Origin of the sequence: Actinomadura sp. NAK00032, assembly GCF_013364275.1 — a bacterium.
In the GTDB taxonomy this organism is placed as follows: domain Bacteria; phylum Actinomycetota; class Actinomycetes; order Streptosporangiales; family Streptosporangiaceae; genus Spirillospora.
Map to the genome: position 1 here is coordinate 5195538 of NZ_CP054932.1, position 15944 is coordinate 5211481.

Consider the following 15944-nt stretch of genomic DNA (forward strand, 5'->3'; position numbering starts at 1 on the left):
TAGGCGGAAAGGTGGCACCGTCGGGGGCGCCGTCGCGCGGCGTGCGCAGTGGTCTACAGGAGAGGCTCGGTCGGGTGTTCAGTCGTGTCGCCATCGTCAACCGCGGTGAGGCCGCCATGCGGCTCATCCACGCCGTCCGGGGGCTCGCCGCCGAGACCGGGAGCAGGATCGAGACGGTCGCCCTGCACACCGACGTCGACCGCACCGCCACGTTCGTCCGCGAGGCCGACCTCGCCTACGACCTCGGCCCGGCGGCCGCGCGGCCGTACCTGAACCTGGAGGTGCTGGAGCGGGCGCTGGTGGAGACCGGCGCCGACGCCGCGTGGGTCGGCTGGGGCTTCGTCGCGGAGGACCCGGCGTTCGCGGAGCTGTGCGAGCGGACGGGCGTCACCTTCGTCGGCCCGAGCGCCGAGGCGATGCGCCGGCTCGGCGACAAGATCGGCGCGAAGCTGATCGCCGAGGAGGTCGGCGTGCCGGTCGCGCCGTGGAGCCGCGGCGCCGTCGCGACGCTGGACGAGGCGCGGGCGGCGGCGGCCGAGGTCGGCTACCCGCTGATGCTGAAGGCCACCGCGGGCGGCGGCGGGCGCGGCATCCGCGTGATCAACGACGAGGCCGAGCTGGACGACGCCTACGAGCGCACCAGCCAGGAGGCCGCGCGGGCGTTCGGCAGCGGCGTGGTGTTCCTGGAGCGCCTGGTCACCGGCGCCCGGCACGTCGAGGTGCAGGTGATCGCCGACGGCGAGACCGCGTGGGCGCTCGGCGTCCGCGACTGCTCGGTGCAGCGCCGCAACCAGAAGGTCATCGAGGAGTCGGCGTCGCCGGTGCTGCGCGCCGAGCAGGCGGCGGAGCTGAAGGCCTCCGCCGAGCGGCTCGCCGTCGCGGTCGGCTACCGGGGCGCGGCGACCGTGGAGTTCCTCTACCACCCCGGCGACGAGCTGTTCGCGTTCCTGGAGGTCAACACCCGGCTGCAGGTCGAGCACCCGATCACCGAGGCCGTCACCGGCTTCGACCTGGTGCGGGCGCAGCTGCACGTCGCCGCCGGCGGCCGGCTGGAGGGCGCGCCGCCGGCCGAGCGCGGGCACGCCGTCGAGGCCCGGCTGAACGCCGAGGACCCCGACCGCGACTTCGCCCCCGCGCCCGGCCGCATCGCGCGGCTCGACCTGCCCGCCGGGCCCGGCGTCCGGGTGGACACCGGCGTCCGGGAGGGCGACACCATCCCCGCCGACTTCGACTCGATGATCGCCAAGATCATCGCCTACGGCCGGGACCGGGACGAGGCGCTCGGCCGGCTGCGCCGCGCGATGGCGCAGACCACGGTGATCATCGAGGGCGGCGCGACGAACAAGAGCTTCGTGCTCGACCTGCTCGACCGGCCCGAGGTCGTCGGCGCGAGCGCCGACACCGGCTGGATCGACCGGGTGCGCGCCGAGGGCGACCTCGTCAGCGGCCGGCACTCGGCCGTCGCGCTGGCCGTCGCCGCCATCGAGGCCTACGAGGAGGACGAGCGCGCCGCGCGGGCGCGGCTGCTGTCCACCGCGTCCGGCGGGCGGCCGCAGGTGCGGCACGAGAGCGGCCGGCCGCTCGACCTCAAGCTGCGCGGCGCCGGCTACCGGGTGCGGGTCGCGCGGGTCGGCGCGGACCGGTTCCGCGTCGCCGTCGAGGCCGGCGACGAGGTCCGCACCGCCGACGTCGAACTCGACCGCTTCGACCGGCACACCGCGCAGACCACCGTCAACGGCACCCGCTACCGGCTGCTCATCGGGACGCACGGCCCCGTCCACCTGGTCGAGGTGGACGGCGTGACGCACCGGGTCAGCCGGGACGAGGGCGGCGTCGTCCGCTCCCCCGCGCCCGCGCTGGTCGTCGCGACCCCGCTGGAGCCCGGCGCCGAGGTGGAGGCGGGCGCGCCCGTCCTGGTGCTGGAGAGCATGAAGATGGAGACGGTGCTGCGGGCGCCGTTCAAGGCGCGGCTGAAGGAATGCGTCGTGTCGGTCGGCAGCCAGGTCGAGACCGGCGCGCCGCTGCTGCGGCTGGAGCCGCTCGCCGACGCCGCCGAGGCCGGGGAGGCGGAGGCCACCGCGTCCGCCGAGCTGGACCTGCCGGCCGCACCCGCCGCGGTCCCGGCCCGCGAGCGCGCCGCGCGCGGCCGGGAGGACCTGCGCGGCCTGCTGCTCGGCTTCGACGTCGACCCGCACGACGAGCGCCGCGCCCTCACCGGCTACCTCGACGCGCGGCAGGCCGCCGCCGCCGGCGGCCACCGGCCGCTGGCCGAGGAGATCGCGCTGCTGGAGGTGTTCGCCGACCTCGCCGAGCTGACCCGCGACCGGCCCGCCGGCGGGGACGGCGCGGACGGGCACGTGCACAGCGCCCGCGAGTACTTCCACACCTACCTGCAGAGCCTCGACGTGGAGCGGGCCGGGCTGCCGGCGGCGTTCCAGGAGCGGCTCGCCACGGCGCTCGGCCACTACGGCGTCACCGAACTGGACCGCTCCCCCGAGCTCGAGGCGGCGGTGTTCCGGATCTTCCTGTCCCGGCAGCGCGCGTCCGCCGACGCCGCCGTCGTCACCGCGCTGCTGCGCGCGTGGCTGCGCGAGCCGCCGCCGGTGGAGGCGCTGCGCGAGCCCGCCGGCCTCGCGCTGCAGCGGCTGATCACCGCCGCGCAGGTGCGGTTCCCGGTGGTCTACGACCTCGCGTGCGGCGTCGTGTTCGCCTGGTACGCCCAGCCGATGCTGCGCCGCGACCGCGCCCGCGTCTACGCCGACGTCCGCCGGCACCTGCGCCACCTGGACGCCCACCCGGACGCGCCGGACCGCGCCGCCCGCGTCGCCGAGATGGTGCGCAGCACCGAGCCGCTGGTGCGGCTGCTCGGCCGCCGGCTCCGCCGCGGCGACCGCGACAACGCGGTCATGCTGGAGGTGCTGACCCGGCGCTACTACGGCAACAAGGGCCTGACCGGCGTCCGCACCGCCGAGGCGGGGGGCTGCTCGTTCGTCGTCGCCGAGCGGGCGGGCTCGCGGCTGGTCTCGGCGGCGGTGAGCTTCGACGCCCTCGACGGCGCGCTGGCCGGCCTCGCCGGCCTCGCGGCCGGCGAGGACGCCGTCGACGCCGACATCTACCTCTCCTGGGAGAACCAGCCCGAGGACTTCGACGCCATGGCGGCCGCGCTGGGCGGCGTCCTCGCCGCGCACCCGCTGCCGGGCCGGGTCCGCCGGATCACCGCCACCGTCGCGGGCAGCAGCGGCGCGGTCATGCACCACCACTTCACCTTCCGGCCGTCCGGGGCCGGGATGGCCGAGGAGCGGCTGATCCGCGGCCTGCACCCGCACATCGCGCAGCGGATGCGGATGGAGCGGCTGAGCGGGTTCGACCTCACCCGGCTCCCGTCCTCCGACGAGGAGGTCTACCTGTTCCAGTGCGTTGCGCGGGAGAACCCCTCCGACGACCGCCTCGTGGCGTTCGCGCAGGTGCGGGACCTGTCCGGGCTGCGCGACAACGACGGCCGGCTGCTGTCGCTGCCGACCGCCGAGTTCATCATCGCCACCTGCCTCGACTCGATCCGGCGTGCGCAGGAGCGCCGCCCGTCCAAGAAGCGGCTGCCGACCAACCGCATCGTGATCTACGTCTGGCCGCCGAGCGACCTCACCCGCGCCGAGCTGGAGATGCTCGTCGACCGGATGCTGCCGACCGCCGCGGGCGCCGGGCTGGAGGAGATCGAGATCATCGGGCGGCGCCGCGACCCGGAGACCGGCGAGCTGCTGAAGCGGACGGTCCGGATCGCGTTCGACGCCGCCGGCGGCACGAGCCTGACCGTGGGCGAGCCGTCCGACGACCCGGTCGTGCCGGTGGACGGCTACCGGCAGAAGGTGCTGCGCGCCCGCAGCCGCAACACCGTGTACCCGTACGAGCTGACCGGGATGCTCGGCGACTTCACCGAGCACGACCTCGACGACGCGCACACGCTGGTGCCGGTCGACCGGCCGGCGGGCCGCAACACCGCCGCGATCGTCGCGGGGGTCGTCGCCACCCCGACGTCCCGGCACCCGGAGGGCATCACCCGCGTGGTGCTGCTCGGCGACCCGACGAAGGCGCTCGGCGCCCTGTCGGAGCCCGAGTGCCGCCGCGTGATCGCCGCGCTGGACCTGGCCGAGCGGATGCGGGTGCCCGTGGAGTGGTACGCGCTGTCGGCCGGCGCCCGGATCTCCATGGAGTCCGGCACGGAGAACATGGACTGGGTGGCGGCGGCGCTGAAGCGGATCGTCGAGTTCACCCAGGACGGCGGCGAGATCAACGTCGTCGTCGCGGGCATCAACGTCGGCGCGCAGCCGTACTGGAACGCCGAGGCGACGATGCTCATGCACACCAGGGGCGTCCTGGTGATGACGCCGGAGTCGGCGATGGTGCTGACCGGCAAGCAGGCGCTCGACTTCTCCGGCGGCGTCTCGGCCGAGGACAACCTCGGCATCGGCGGCTACGACCGGGTGATGGGGCCGAACGGGCAGGCGCAGTACTGGGCGCCGAACCTGGTCGCCGCGCGGGACGTGCTGATGGCGCACTACGACCACACCTACATCGTCCCCGGCGAGGACGCGCCGCGCCGCGCGGCCACCGCCGACCCCGCCGACCGCGACGTCTCCGACTTCCCGCACACCGTGGAGGGCAGCGACTTCACCACCGTCGGCGAGATCTTCTCCGCCGCGGCCAACCCGGACCGCAAGAAGCCGTTCGACATCCGCACCGTGATGCGGGCGCTGTCCGACCAGGACCACCCGGTCCTGGAGCGCTGGGCGGGCATGGCGGACGCCGACACCGCGGTGGTGCAGGACGTCCACCTCGGCGGCATCCCGGTGTGCCTGCTCGGCATCGAGTCGCAGGCGGTGCCGCGGCGCGGGTTCCCGCCGACCGACGGCCCCGACGCCTACACCGCGGGCACGCTGTTCCCGCAGTCGTCCAAGAAGGCCGCGCGGGCGATCAACACGGCCAGCGGCAACCGGCCGCTGGTGGTGCTGGCGAACCTGTCGGGCTTCGACGGCTCGCCGGAGTCGCTGCGCAAGCTCCAGCTGGAGTACGGCGCGGAGATCGGCCGCGCGATCGTGAACTTCCGCGGCCCGATCGTGTTCTGCGTGATCTCCCGCTACCACGGCGGCGCGTTCGTGGTGTTCTCCAAGGCGCTGAACCCGGACATGACCGTGCTGGCGCTGGAGGGCTCGTTCGCGTCGGTGCTCGGCGGCGCGCCCGCCGCCGCGGCGGTGTTCTCCCGCGACGTGGACGCCCGCACCGCCGCCGACCCGCGCGTCCGCGACCTGGAGCCGCGCGTCGCCGCCGCGACCGGCGCCGACCGCGCCGCGCTGATCGCGGAGCTGGACGAGCTGCGCGCGTCGGTCCGGGCGGAGAAGCTCGGCGAGGTCGCCGCGGAGTTCGACCGCGTCCACGACATCCGCCGCGCGGTCGAGGTCGGCTCCGTCGACGCCGTCATCCCGGCCGCCGAACTCCGCCCCCAGATCATCAGGGCCATCGAGTCCCGCCTCGGCTGAGACCCGGTTCCCGCAGGCGCCCGCGCCCCCGTCCTTCCCGCCTCCGGGGGACGGGGGCGCGGCCGCGGCTACGGGCGGCCGAGGCGCCACATCCACTTCGGGAGGCGTCCGAGCACCTCCCCGGTGAACGCCTGCCAGTGCAGGTCCGTGGCGCGGCCGACCTGGTGCGCCGAGAGGCGGCGCACTTCCGCGAAGAGTTCGACCGCCTCGGCGCCGTCCCCTCTGAGCTTGCGGTTCACGGCCAGCTCGTGCTGCGTGCGCAGGGTCTCGGGGTGGCCGCGGCCGAGGACGGCGCGCTGCCCGCCGAGCGCCGCCGCGAGCAGCTCGCCCGCGCGCTCGTCGTCGTGCCGCTGCGCGCACGCCTGCCCGAGCAGGAACAGGGCGCGCAGATGGACGGGGTGCCGGGCGCCGAGACGGCTGCGCACCGTCGCCAGGACGGCCTCCAGCTCCGCACGGGCCCGCTCGGGCTCGCCCTGGGAGACCAGCGCGTGCGGTCCATGGCCTCCTGGACCCGCGCGGCGAAGGTCTCCCGGTCCGGCACCGGGAGCGGACGGTCGAACTCGACGTACGGGCCGTTCGGGAAGTGGTAGCCCTTCGTCGGGTGGTAGCCGACGAGCCGGTCGACCGCGGTCATCACCAGGTGGCCGCCCGTGTGCAGGAGGGCGTGCTGCCGCCGCACCCCGGGGTCGACGGTCAGGTGCGCGCCCTCCCCCGGCGCGGGGGTGCCCTCCGCCGGGCCGATGTGCAGCACCTCGCCGTTGACGAAGGCGACGCGCCGGACGTCGAGCGCGCCCCGCGCGGTGGTCAGCCGGCCACGGTCGGTCGGCTGGCCGCCGCCCTGCGGGTAGAAGATCGTCTCGTCCAGGACGACCGTGGTGTCGCCGCCGTCGTCGTGCACCCGCGCGATGGTGGCGTCCGCCTCGGTGCGCTGGGAGTCGTCCAGATAGAGCAGCCGCGTGGGCATGAGGGGTTCCTTTGCGTGACCGCCGAACTCCTCGAGAACCTGACCTGACGCACACGGTGATCCCGGTCCGCTCACGTGGGCCGGGTGTCAGGGGTTGTCGTCGCGGAATGGTGCTGGACGGCGGCGAGGGCGCGGGCCCGGCCGGGGGTGAGCCGCCCGTCGGCGACCACCACGGTGACCGCGCGGTCGAGCCGGTCCGGGACGGTCAGCGGGGCGTCCCAGGCCAGGGCCGGGCCGACGCCGGGGTACTCGGCGACCCGGACGAACCACGGGTCGAGCCCGGTCGTCTGGACGAACACCAGGCTCCACGCGTCCGAGGTCAGCGCCAGCCAGGGGGTGATGCTGCCGTGCACGGCCTCCTCCCCCGACGCCTCGCCGGTGAAGACGGCGAGGCCGGCGGAGTCCTTGGGGGCGCGCCAGAAGAACCCGCCGTAGCCGGCGCCGGTCCGGCCCTTGCAGGCGGAGCTCTGCAGGACGAGCGGCTTCCCCGTCCGGCCGGTCAGCGTGAACGCGACGTCCAGCGCCCACCCGCCGGAGACGGGACGCGCGGTGAGGGTGCGCTCCTCGGCGGCCAGGACGGTGCCGTCCGGGCCGACCCAGTCGAGGCTCTCCGCGTAGCCGCCGTCGACGGGGCGGAGCGTGCGGCGCCGCTGCCGCCCGTGGTTGGGCAGCATCCGCGGGCCCTCGCCGGGGACGTAGGTGGAGCCGCCCCAGAAGTTCGCCCCGTCGACGTCGGAGACCGCGATCCCCGCGCCGAAGTGGTGGACGTGGTCGTCCGGCTGGGTCTCGGTGACGACCGTCCCGCCGAGGGTGCGGACGGGGTGCAGGTGCGGCCGGGGCGCGTCGGTGGCCTGGAGGTCGCCGCGCTGGACGTAGTCGGCGACGTCCTTGCCGCCCACCCGCAGCCGCGGCCGCGGCCACGGCGCCTCCACCGTGCCGAGACTGCCGGGGAAGCCCAGCTCGGACAGGGTCGCGAGGTCTTCGGCCGCGCGCACGGCGAGGTCCTCGATGCCGGGCAGCACCAGCCGGGACGGCTCGCGGCGGACGAACCGAGCGTCGACCGGCCGCGGGCCGGGGGCGCGCCGGATCTCGTCGAGCAGCCGGGTGAACCCGCCGGTGCGCGCGAGCGGAACGAGCAGCCCGGCGCCGTCCCGGATGTGCGCGATGAGGTTGCCGAGCAGGTCCGTGCGGTCGTGGCCGGTGCGGACCCCGCCGGACTCGATCTCGTCGAGGGTGTAGAACAAGCGCGCCGACCGGTGCTCGCCGTGCAGGTGCAGGTAGGGCTCGGTGCGCCCGCCGGAACAGAGCGAGACGGTGATCGCGATGACGGTGCCGTCGGCGAGCCGGAGCCGGGCGCTGGAGGTGTCGTCGGACTCGATGGCGTTGGCGCGGTGCAGTTCCAGCTCGATCCCGGCGATGGAGCCGACCGCGTCGGCCCCCGCGACGGCCAGCGCGGACGCGACGGCGTGGGCGAACGGGTTGGTGAGCGCGCCGTCCATGACGTCGACGCCGTCGAGCCGGCGGCGGCCCGCCCACGGCGACCGGGTGTAGTAGCCGAACGGCCGCGTCCACGCCCCGGCCACCCCGATCGCGCGGACCGGCTCGCCGAGCACGTCCCGCGCGGCAGGGACCGCCGCCGAGCCGAGCGACTGGAACCCGACCTGGCAGCCGAGCCCCGTCTCGGCCGCCGCCGCCGCGATCGCCTCGAACTCCGCGACCGACGGGGCGGGCGGCTTCTCCAGCAGCACGTGCGCCCCGGCGCGGAGCGCGGCCACCGCCAGCGGGGCATGGGTGTGGATCGGGGTGGCGATCACCGCCGCCTCCGCGCCGGTCTCCCGGATCAGCGCCGCGAGGTCGGCCGAGACGGGCACGCCGAGGCCGGACGGCGGCCGGACGTCGCACACCCCGGCCAGCTCGGCCCGGCCCGCGGCGGCCAGCCGCCGGACGTTCTCCAGGTGGTGGCGCCCGTAGCCGTTGACCCCGGCCACGACGACCCGCACCGGCCTCATCGCGCCGCCTCCGCCGTCCACCGCGTGGGCGCGCCGGTCGCGCGCAGCCCGGTGCCGGTGATCTCCACCGGGGACGGCTCGGCGAGCAGCCCGAGGTCGGTGAGCGCGGCGTCCTCCGGCAGCTCCACCATCGCGGGATGGTGCAGCGCGAGGGCCAGCTGCCCGGACAGCTCGGTCAGCAGGTGCGGGTAGACCGGCACGTCGAAGACGCGGGCGAGGTCGGCGATGCGCAGGAACGGGGTGATGCCGCCGACCCGGACCGCGTTCGGCTGGACGACGTCGCAGGCGCCGGCGGTCAGCAGGTCGCGGAAGCCGTGCGCGGTGGCGACGTTCTCGCCGACCGCGATCGGCGTGCCGACGCTCCGGCGCAGCTCCACGTGCGCGGCGAGGTCGTCGGCGGGCAGCGGTTCCTCGACCCAGAACAGGTCGAACCGCTCCAGCGCGCGCAGCGCGGTCCTGGCCCGGTGCAGGTCCCACCGCTGGTTCGCGTCGATCATCAGCGCGGTGTCCGGGCCGATGACCTCTCGGACGGCCGCGACCCGCGCGACGTCGTCGGCGAGCGCGGGCAGCCCGACCTTGATCTTGACGGCGGGGTGCCCGGCGGCGGCCCACCGGGCGGCCTGCGCGGTCAGCTCGTCCAGCGGGTAGTGGCGGTTGATCCCGCTGCCGTAGACCGGGACGCTCTCGCGGCGCGGCCCGAGGACGTCGGCGAGGGACCGGCCGCCGCACTCCAGGTCCCACAGCGCGAGGTCGACTCCGGCCAGGGCGATGGGGACGATCCCCGACCGCCCGGCCTCGGCGAGATGGGCCGACAGCCGGTCCCACACCAGGCCCGGGTGGGGCGGGAGCCCGATCACCGCGGCGCGGACGTCGTGCTCCAGCAGCGCCTTGACCGCGTGCGCCCCGATCCGCGGGGTCCAGGAGATGCCGGTCCCGGTGCGGCCGTCGTCCAGCGTGAGCGTGACGAAGAGGACGTGGTTGCTCGGCACGTCCGCGCCCCACGGCCGGGCCAGCGGCACCGACCGGAGCCCGACGGCCAGATCCTTGATCATGCCGGTCCCTCTCAGACGAGTTCGGTGCGCCAGCTGCGCTTGGCGGACCAGCCGAGCAGCCGCTCGGCCTTGGCGGTCGAGAAGGCCGGGGACGTGCCGGTGAGCGCGCCGGCGGCCTCCTTGGCCTCCGGGAGCAGGCGGGGCAGCAGCTCGGCGAGCGGCTCGCGGGCGAGCGCGTCGCCCGCGCCGGCGAAGAACACCTCGCCGTCGCGCGCCAGGCCGGGCAGCCGGTCGAGGAGGGCGCCGATGAACTCGCCGGCGTCCCGGGCGTCGAGGTAGTTGAACAGCGAGACGCCGCCGATCTCGGGCCGGTCGAGCCGCTCGCGGAGGGTGTGCCCGGACTGGGTCGGCGCGCCCTCCCACTCCTCGGGCGCGATGACGAAGCAGGGGCGGAACGCGGCCATCCGGGTGCCGGTGCCGGAGCGCGCGAACGTCCGCATCGTCTGCTCGGCGACGAGCTTGGACAGGCTGTAGACGTTCCAGGGCCGCGTCGGGTGCTCCTCGTCCAGCGGCAGGTAGTCGGGGATCCAGCCGCCGGGCGCGCCGTAGCCCATCACGGTCGGGCTGCTCGCGACGGCGAGCCGCGCCACGCCGAGCGCCACCGACGCCGCGCAGACGTTGAACGCGAGCTGGGTGTTGACCCGGAACGTGGTGGCGTCGGTCCGGCCGAAGGGGACGGCGATGGCCGCGAGGTGGACGACCGCGTCCGGCCGGAACCGGGCGATCACCGAGTGGGCCTCGCCGAGGTCGGTGAGGTCGGCCGGTAGTGTCTCGGCGGCGTCCCGGGGCGTGCCGGGGGCGGTGTCGACGCCGATCACCTCGTGGCCGGCCGCCGCCAGCGTGGTGACGACGCTGCGGCCCAGTCGGCCCGCGCTTCCGGTGACGAGCACTCTGCTCACCGCATGGACTCCTTCGAAGGGTCTGCAACCAGTTGCAGTAACGATCGCCCCAACCCCGCCGACCCGTCAAGCGCCCATCGCGCGACCAGCGGAAACGACACTGTCGATCATCGCCTCCTTGCAAACGGTTGCGTTAGAGTGGACGCCATGGCAGTGACTATCCGGGACGTCGCCCGCGCATGCGGCGTACACGTGTCGACGGTGTCGCGGACCTTCTCCGCGCCGCACATGGTGAACGCCGAGACGCGGACGCGCGTCCTCACGGCGGCGGAGGAGCTGGGCTACCGGCCGAACCGGGCGGCCCGCTCGCTCACCACGGGGCGGACCGGCAACCTCGGGCTGATCGTCGCCGATCTGGCGAACCCGTTCTTCCCCCCGCTGATCAAGGCGGCGCAGGCCGCCGCCCGCGCCCGCGACTACCACCTGTTCGTCGCCGACACCGACGAGGACCCCGCCAAGGAGGAGGATCTCGTCCTGGCGTTCTCCAAGCAGGTGGACGGCCTCGTGCTGTGCAGTCCGCGCGCGTCGAACAAGGCGCTGGAGAAGCTGGTCGAGACGATCCCGTCCGTGCTGGTCAACCGCCGGCTGCGCGGCGTGACGACCGTCGTCATGGACGTCGCCCGCGGCGCCCGCACCGCCATGGAGCACCTGGCGGGGCTCGGCCACCGGCGCGTCGCCCTGGTGTCGGGCCCGGCCGGCTCGTGGACCAGCGGCGAGATCCGCAAGGCGGTCGCGGACGTGCCGGGCCTCGACACCATCGTGATCGGCCCCAACGCGCCCACCGGGGAGGGCGGCACCGCCGTCGCCGCCGAGGTCGCGGCGTCCGGGGTGACCGGCGTGCTCGCCTACAACGACCTCGTGGCGATCGGCCTCATCGAGGGGCTGGACGAGCTGGGCGTCAGCGTGCCCGGCGACGTCAGCGTGATCGGCATCGACGACAGCATCACCGGACGCCTGTACCGGCCCAAGCTCACCACGGTCGCCATGCCCACCGCCGACGCCGGGCGCATGGCCGTCGACCTGCTCATCACCTCGATGAGCGCCGCGACCCTCCTGGAGACCCATCTCGTGGTCCGCGAGACCACCGCTCCCCCGAAAGGATTCCCTTGAGATCCAGCGACACCGTCCCCACCGCCGCCGAGGCCTTCGGCACCACCCCCGATGGCGAGCGCGTCGACCGGTACGTGCTGGGGAACGGGCGGCTGCGGGTCGCCGTCCTCACCTACGGCGCGATCGTGCAGCGGCTCCAGGTGGCGGACGGCACCGACGTCGTGCTCGGCCTCGGCACGCTGGAGGACTACCTCCACCGCAGCCGCTACTTCGGCGCGGTCGTCGGCCGCTACGGCAACCGCATCGCCCGCGCCAGGTTCACCCTCGACGGCAGGGAGTACCGGCTCGCGGCCAACAACGGCGCGCACAGCCTGCACGGCGGCGTCCGCGGCTTCGACAAGCGGGTGTGGCGGGCCGAGTCGGCGGGCCCCGAGGAGCTGCTGCTCAGCCTGGTGAGCCCCGACGGCGAGGAGGGGTATCCGGGGGAACTCGCGGCACGCGTCCGGTACGTCCTGGACGGCGACGCGCTGCGCCTGGAGTACCGCGCCACGACCGACGCCCCGACCGTCGTCAACCTGACCAACCACTCCTACTTCAACCTGGCGGGGTCGGGCGACGTGCGGGGGCACGTCGTGGCGATGGAGGCCGACCGCTACCTGCCGGTGGACGAGGGCAAGATCCCCACCGGGGAACTCGCCCCGGTCGCCGGGACGCCGTTCGACTTCACCGCGCCCACCCGGGTGGACGCGCGGCGCGGCGGCCGCTACGACCACTGCTACGTCCTCCAGGGGCGGATCGCGGTCACCGACCCGGCGAGCGGCCGGTCGATGGAGGTCACCACGACCGAGCCGGGCGTCCAGTTCTACACCGGCCACATGCTCGACGGTGACGCCACTCCCTACGGCCCGTTCGCGGGTCTCTGCCTGGAGACCCAGCGCTTCCCGGACGCGCCGAACCGGCCGGCGTTCCCCTCCGCCGTCCTGCGGCCCGGCGAGGAGCACACCTCGGCCACGACCTACCGGTTCCACACGCCGGGAGACTGCAAACGGTTGTAGTAACGCGTGCAAGCTTCTCGACGACCTCGCCAGGGCTGCGAGGGTCCATACATTGCTGACCTGGGCATATGTCGAACGAGCCACAACCGGGCGTGAGGAATCTCACTGCAAAGGGTTGACGTCATCTCCGGCCACGCGCTAAGAAAGCGCTATCTCAACCACTTCCGACTCACCGAAGGGCCAGTGATGACGCTGAGGCCCGCCGCGGCCGCCCAGGCGCCGGGGACGGCCGAGCCCGCGGTCGCGCCCGCCGCGCCGCCGGCCGCGCGCCGCCCCCGGACCCGCCGCCGCAAGAGCTCACGCGCCCGCTCGCAGGCATGGGCCGCCTACCTGTTCCTGGCGCCCTGGTTCCTCGGGCTGTTCGCGATCACGCTCGGCCCGATGATCGCCTCGCTGTACCTGTCGTTCACCGACTACAGCCTGCTGAGCCAGGCCCACTGGGTGGGTCTGGACAACTACGACAAGATGTTCACGGCCGACGACCGCTACCTCAACTCCCTCAAGGTCACGACCACCTACGTCGTCGTGTCCGTCCCGCTCCAGCTCGCCTTCGCCCTCGGGCTGGCGATGGCGCTGGACAAGGGGCTGCGCGGGCTGTCGTTCTACCGGTCGGTCTTCTACCTGCCCTCGCTGCTCGGCGGCAGCGTGGCGATCTCGATCCTGTGGCGGAAGATCTTCGGCACGGACGGGATCGTCAACACCTTCCTCGGCTGGTTCGGCTACCACGGCCAGGGCTGGGTCACGAGCCCGGACACCGCGCTGTGGACGCTGATCATCCTGCACGTCTGGACGTTCGGCGCCCCGATGGTGATCTTCCTGGCCGGGCTGCGGCAGATCCCGCAGAACCTCTACGAGGCGGCCCGGGTCGACGGCGCGGGCCGGGTCCGGCAGTTCCGCTCGATCACGCTGCCGCTGCTCACGCCGATCATCTTCTTCAACGCGGTGCTCGAAGTGATCAAGTCGTTCCAGTCGTTCACGCAGTCGTTCGTCGTCAGCGGCGGCAACGGCGGGCCGGTCGACTCGACCCTCTTCTACACGCTCTACCTCTACATCAAGGGCTTCAAGAACTACGAGATGGGCTACGCGGCGGCCATGGCCTGGGTGCTGCTGCTCATCATCGGGGCCCTGACCGCCGTCAACTTCCTCATGTCTCGATTCTGGGTCTTCTATGGCGACGACAAGTAAGCGCGCGCCGGGCGCCCGCACGCCGGTGCTGTTCCGGCCCGCCTCGCGGCTGACCAAGCACCTGCTGCTGATCGTGTTCGGCCTGTTCATGCTGTACCCGCTGCTCTGGATGATCTCCAGCTCGGTCAAGCCCGAGGAGCTGATCTTCCGGGAGCCCGGCCTGGTGCCCACCGAGGTCACCGGCGAGAACTACGCCGGCGGCTGGGACGCGCTGAAGCACTCCTTCGGCTACTACCTGTGGAACTCGGCGGTCATCACCGGCCTGGCGGTCGTCGGCAACCTGCTCGCCTGCTCGCTGGCGGCCTACGCGTTCGCCCGGCTGGAGTTCCCGCTCAAGAGGCTGTGGTTCGCGATCATGCTGGTCTCGATCATGCTGCCGCACCATGTCACGGTCGTGCCGCAGTACATCGTGTTCAGCAAGATCGACTGGATCAACACGATCTGGCCCATCGTGGTGCCCAAGTTCCTCGCCACCGACGCGTTCTTCATCTTCCTGATGGTGCAGTTCATCCGCACCCTCCCCCGGGAGCTGGACGAGGCGGCGGCGATCGACGGCGCCGGGCACCTGCGCACGTTCCTGCAGGTGGTGATGCCTTTGTGCGTGCCCGCGCTGGCCACCACGGCGATCTTCACCTTCATCTGGACGTGGAACGACTTCTTCACCCAGAACCTCTACCTGACCAACTCCGACAACCTCACGGCCCCGGTGGCGCTGCGCCAGTTCCTGGACTCCAGCGGCGACTCCTCGTGGGGGCCGATGTTCGCGATGTCGATCGTCTCGCTCGGGCCGATCTTCGGCTTCTTCCTGGCCGGCCAGAAGTACCTCGTCCGAGGCATGGCCACCACCGGGCTCAAGTAGCCCTCCCTCCCTTCCGTCCCCCCGGAGGTACACGAGAAATGAAACGCATCCTGGCGGCCGCCGCCGTCGCCGCCGTCGCGATATCGGCCACCGCCTGCGGCAGCGGCGACGACGGGTCGAGCGGCAGGACGAAGGTCGTCTTCTCCTACTGGGGAAGCGACTCCCGGCAGAAGCTGACCGAGGCCGCCATCGCCGAGTTCGAGAAGAAGAACCCGTCGATCGACGTCGAGGGCGACTTCTCCGACTGGGACAGCTACTACGAGAAGCTGGCCACCAAGACCGCCGCGGGCGACGCCCCCGACGTGATGTCGATCGAGATCCGCGGCCTCGCCGAGTACGCGGGCCGCGGCATCCTCGCCGACGTGTCCGGGAAGGTCGACACCGCCGGGCTCGACCAGGGCGTCCTCAAGGCCGGGCAGGTCGGCGGCAAGCAGTACGCGATCCCGACCGGGGTCAACGCGTTCCCGATGATCGTCAACAAGGCGACGCTCAAGAAGTACGGCCAGCGGGCCCCGGACGACAAGACCTGGACGTGGGACGAGTACATCTCGCTCTCCCAGCGGGTGACCCAGAAGAGCGGCGGTAAGGTCTGGGGCACCGAGTACAACGAGAACCCGGCGTTCCTGCAGATCTTCGCCGCGCAGCGCGGCGAGCAGTTCTACGCCGGCGGCAAGGTCGCCCTCACCGAGCAGACCATCAAGGACTGGTGGGCCCTGCTGCAGAAGATCATCGACGCGAAGGCGGGGCCGGGCGCCGCCGAGATGCTGGAGACCGGCACCAAGGTCGACCAGGCGCTGCTCGCCACCAACGAAAGCGCTTTCGGGAGCTGGTGGAGCAACCAGCTCGACGCGCTGACCAAGGGCTCCGGCCAGGACCTGGACCTGCTGCGCATGCCGAAGTCGCCGGGCGCCGCCGCCTCCGGCATGTTCCTGCAGCCGGCGATGTACTACACGATCTCGGCCCGGTCCGAGGAGGCCGCCGCCGCGCAGAAGTTCGTGGACTTCCTCGTCAACGACCCGGCGGCGGGCGCGATCCTGCTCAGCGACCGGGGGCTGCCCACCAACGCCGAGGTCATCGAGGCGATCAAGGCGAAGCTGTCGCCGGCCGACCAGAAGGTGCTGGCCTTCATGGACTCGATCAAGAACGACCTCAGCCCGATCGTCGTCCCGCCCAAGGGCGCGATGGAGATGGAGGACATCCTCAAGCGCGCCACCGACTCGGTGCTGTTCGGCAAGGCCGAGCCGGGCGAGGCGGCCAAGACCTTCCTGACCGAGGCCAACACCGCCCTGTCCCAGTAGCGGGCGGCGTCCGGGAACACCCATGACGCGCCGTGCGGCCCG

Annotated in this window: 11 protein-coding genes; 6 read left to right on the plus strand and 5 right to left on the minus strand. The window is 73.4% G+C overall.

Annotation, left to right across the window (positions count from 1 at the left end):
- Nucleotides 1-74 precede the first annotated feature (74 nt).
- Nucleotides 75-5531 (plus strand): carboxyl transferase domain-containing protein, encoded by a 5457-nt coding sequence (locus HUT06_RS24215; protein ID WP_176197824.1) that lies wholly within the window; start codon nucleotides 75-77, stop codon nucleotides 5529-5531.
- Between the two features lie 68 nt (nucleotides 5532-5599).
- On the opposite strand, the gene HUT06_RS24220 is transcribed toward HUT06_RS24215, so the two are convergent.
- The 5 genes from HUT06_RS24220 to HUT06_RS24240 all read right to left on the minus strand — a co-directional run bounded on the left by HUT06_RS24220 (nucleotide 5600) and on the right by HUT06_RS24240 (nucleotide 10455).
- Entirely contained in the window at nucleotides 5600-5770 is a 171-nt protein-coding gene (locus HUT06_RS24220) for a hypothetical protein (protein ID WP_176197825.1), read from the minus strand.
- Entirely contained in the window at nucleotides 5767-6495 is a 729-nt protein-coding gene (locus HUT06_RS24225) for an alanine--tRNA ligase-related protein (RefSeq protein WP_176197826.1), read from the minus strand. Before HUT06_RS24225 ends, HUT06_RS24220 begins: the two co-directional genes overlap by 4 nt.
- 71 nt (nucleotides 6496-6566) lie before the next feature.
- Nucleotides 6567-8504 carry a DUF6807 family protein gene (locus HUT06_RS24230; RefSeq protein ID WP_176197827.1) on the minus strand — a complete coding sequence of 646 codons (1938 nt, stop codon included), beginning with the start codon at nucleotides 8502-8504 and terminating at the stop codon, nucleotides 6567-6569.
- A complete protein-coding gene (locus HUT06_RS24235; protein ID WP_176197828.1) occupies nucleotides 8501-9556 on the minus strand; it encodes a mandelate racemase/muconate lactonizing enzyme family protein in 1056 nt (351 codons plus the stop codon). The genes HUT06_RS24230 and HUT06_RS24235 overlap by 4 nt, the downstream gene beginning before the upstream one ends.
- 11 nt (nucleotides 9557-9567) lie before the next feature.
- Nucleotides 9568-10455, minus strand: coding sequence for an NAD(P)-dependent oxidoreductase (locus HUT06_RS24240; RefSeq protein ID WP_176197829.1), 888 nt, complete (start codon nucleotides 10453-10455; stop codon nucleotides 9568-9570).
- 147 nt (nucleotides 10456-10602) lie between these two features.
- Between HUT06_RS24240 and HUT06_RS24245 the strand changes: the two genes are divergently transcribed.
- The 5 genes from HUT06_RS24245 (at nucleotide 10603) to HUT06_RS24265 (ending at nucleotide 15902) form a co-directional block, all read left to right on the plus strand.
- Nucleotides 10603-11565, plus strand: a complete 963-nt coding sequence (locus tag HUT06_RS24245; RefSeq protein WP_176197830.1) for a LacI family DNA-binding transcriptional regulator — start codon at nucleotides 10603-10605, stop codon at nucleotides 11563-11565.
- Nucleotides 11562-12560, plus strand: coding sequence for an aldose epimerase family protein (locus HUT06_RS24250; protein WP_176197831.1), 999 nt, complete (start codon nucleotides 11562-11564; stop codon nucleotides 12558-12560). Before HUT06_RS24245 ends, HUT06_RS24250 begins: the two co-directional genes overlap by 4 nt.
- Nucleotides 12561-12746: 186 nt before the next feature.
- Entirely contained in the window at nucleotides 12747-13745 is a 999-nt protein-coding gene (locus HUT06_RS24255; RefSeq protein WP_176197832.1) for a carbohydrate ABC transporter permease, read from the plus strand.
- Nucleotides 13746-13833: 88 nt separating this feature from the next.
- Nucleotides 13834-14604 (plus strand): carbohydrate ABC transporter permease, encoded by a 771-nt coding sequence (locus HUT06_RS24260; protein ID WP_254715793.1) that lies wholly within the window; start codon nucleotides 13834-13836, stop codon nucleotides 14602-14604.
- A gap of 38 nt (nucleotides 14605-14642) precedes the next feature.
- On the plus strand, nucleotides 14643-15902 hold the full coding sequence (locus HUT06_RS24265; protein ID WP_176197834.1) for an ABC transporter substrate-binding protein: 1260 nt from the start codon (nucleotides 14643-14645) through the stop codon (nucleotides 15900-15902).
- The last annotated feature ends 42 nt before the right edge of the window (nucleotides 15903-15944 follow it).

What these genes read in the sequence shown, in the direction of transcription:
- HUT06_RS24225 (WP_176197826.1), bottom strand. Translation starts at nt 6,495, where the DNA reads ATGCCCACGCGGCTGCTCTATCTGGACGACTCCCAGCGCACCGAGGCG.
- HUT06_RS24230 (WP_176197827.1), bottom strand. Translation starts at nt 8,504, where the DNA reads ATGAGGCCGGTGCGGGTCGTCGTGGCCGGGGTCAACGGCTACGGGCGC.
- HUT06_RS24235 (WP_176197828.1), bottom strand. Translation starts at nt 9,556, where the DNA reads ATGATCAAGGATCTGGCCGTCGGGCTCCGGTCGGTGCCGCTGGCCCGG.
- HUT06_RS24245 (WP_176197830.1), top strand. Translation starts at nt 10,603, where the DNA reads ATGGCAGTGACTATCCGGGACGTCGCCCGCGCATGCGGCGTACACGTG.
- HUT06_RS24255 (WP_176197832.1), top strand. Translation starts at nt 12,747, where the DNA reads ATGACGCTGAGGCCCGCCGCGGCCGCCCAGGCGCCGGGGACGGCCGAG.
- HUT06_RS24260 (WP_254715793.1), top strand. Translation starts at nt 13,834, where the DNA reads ATGCTGTACCCGCTGCTCTGGATGATCTCCAGCTCGGTCAAGCCCGAG.
- HUT06_RS24265 (WP_176197834.1), top strand. Translation starts at nt 14,643, where the DNA reads ATGAAACGCATCCTGGCGGCCGCCGCCGTCGCCGCCGTCGCGATATCG.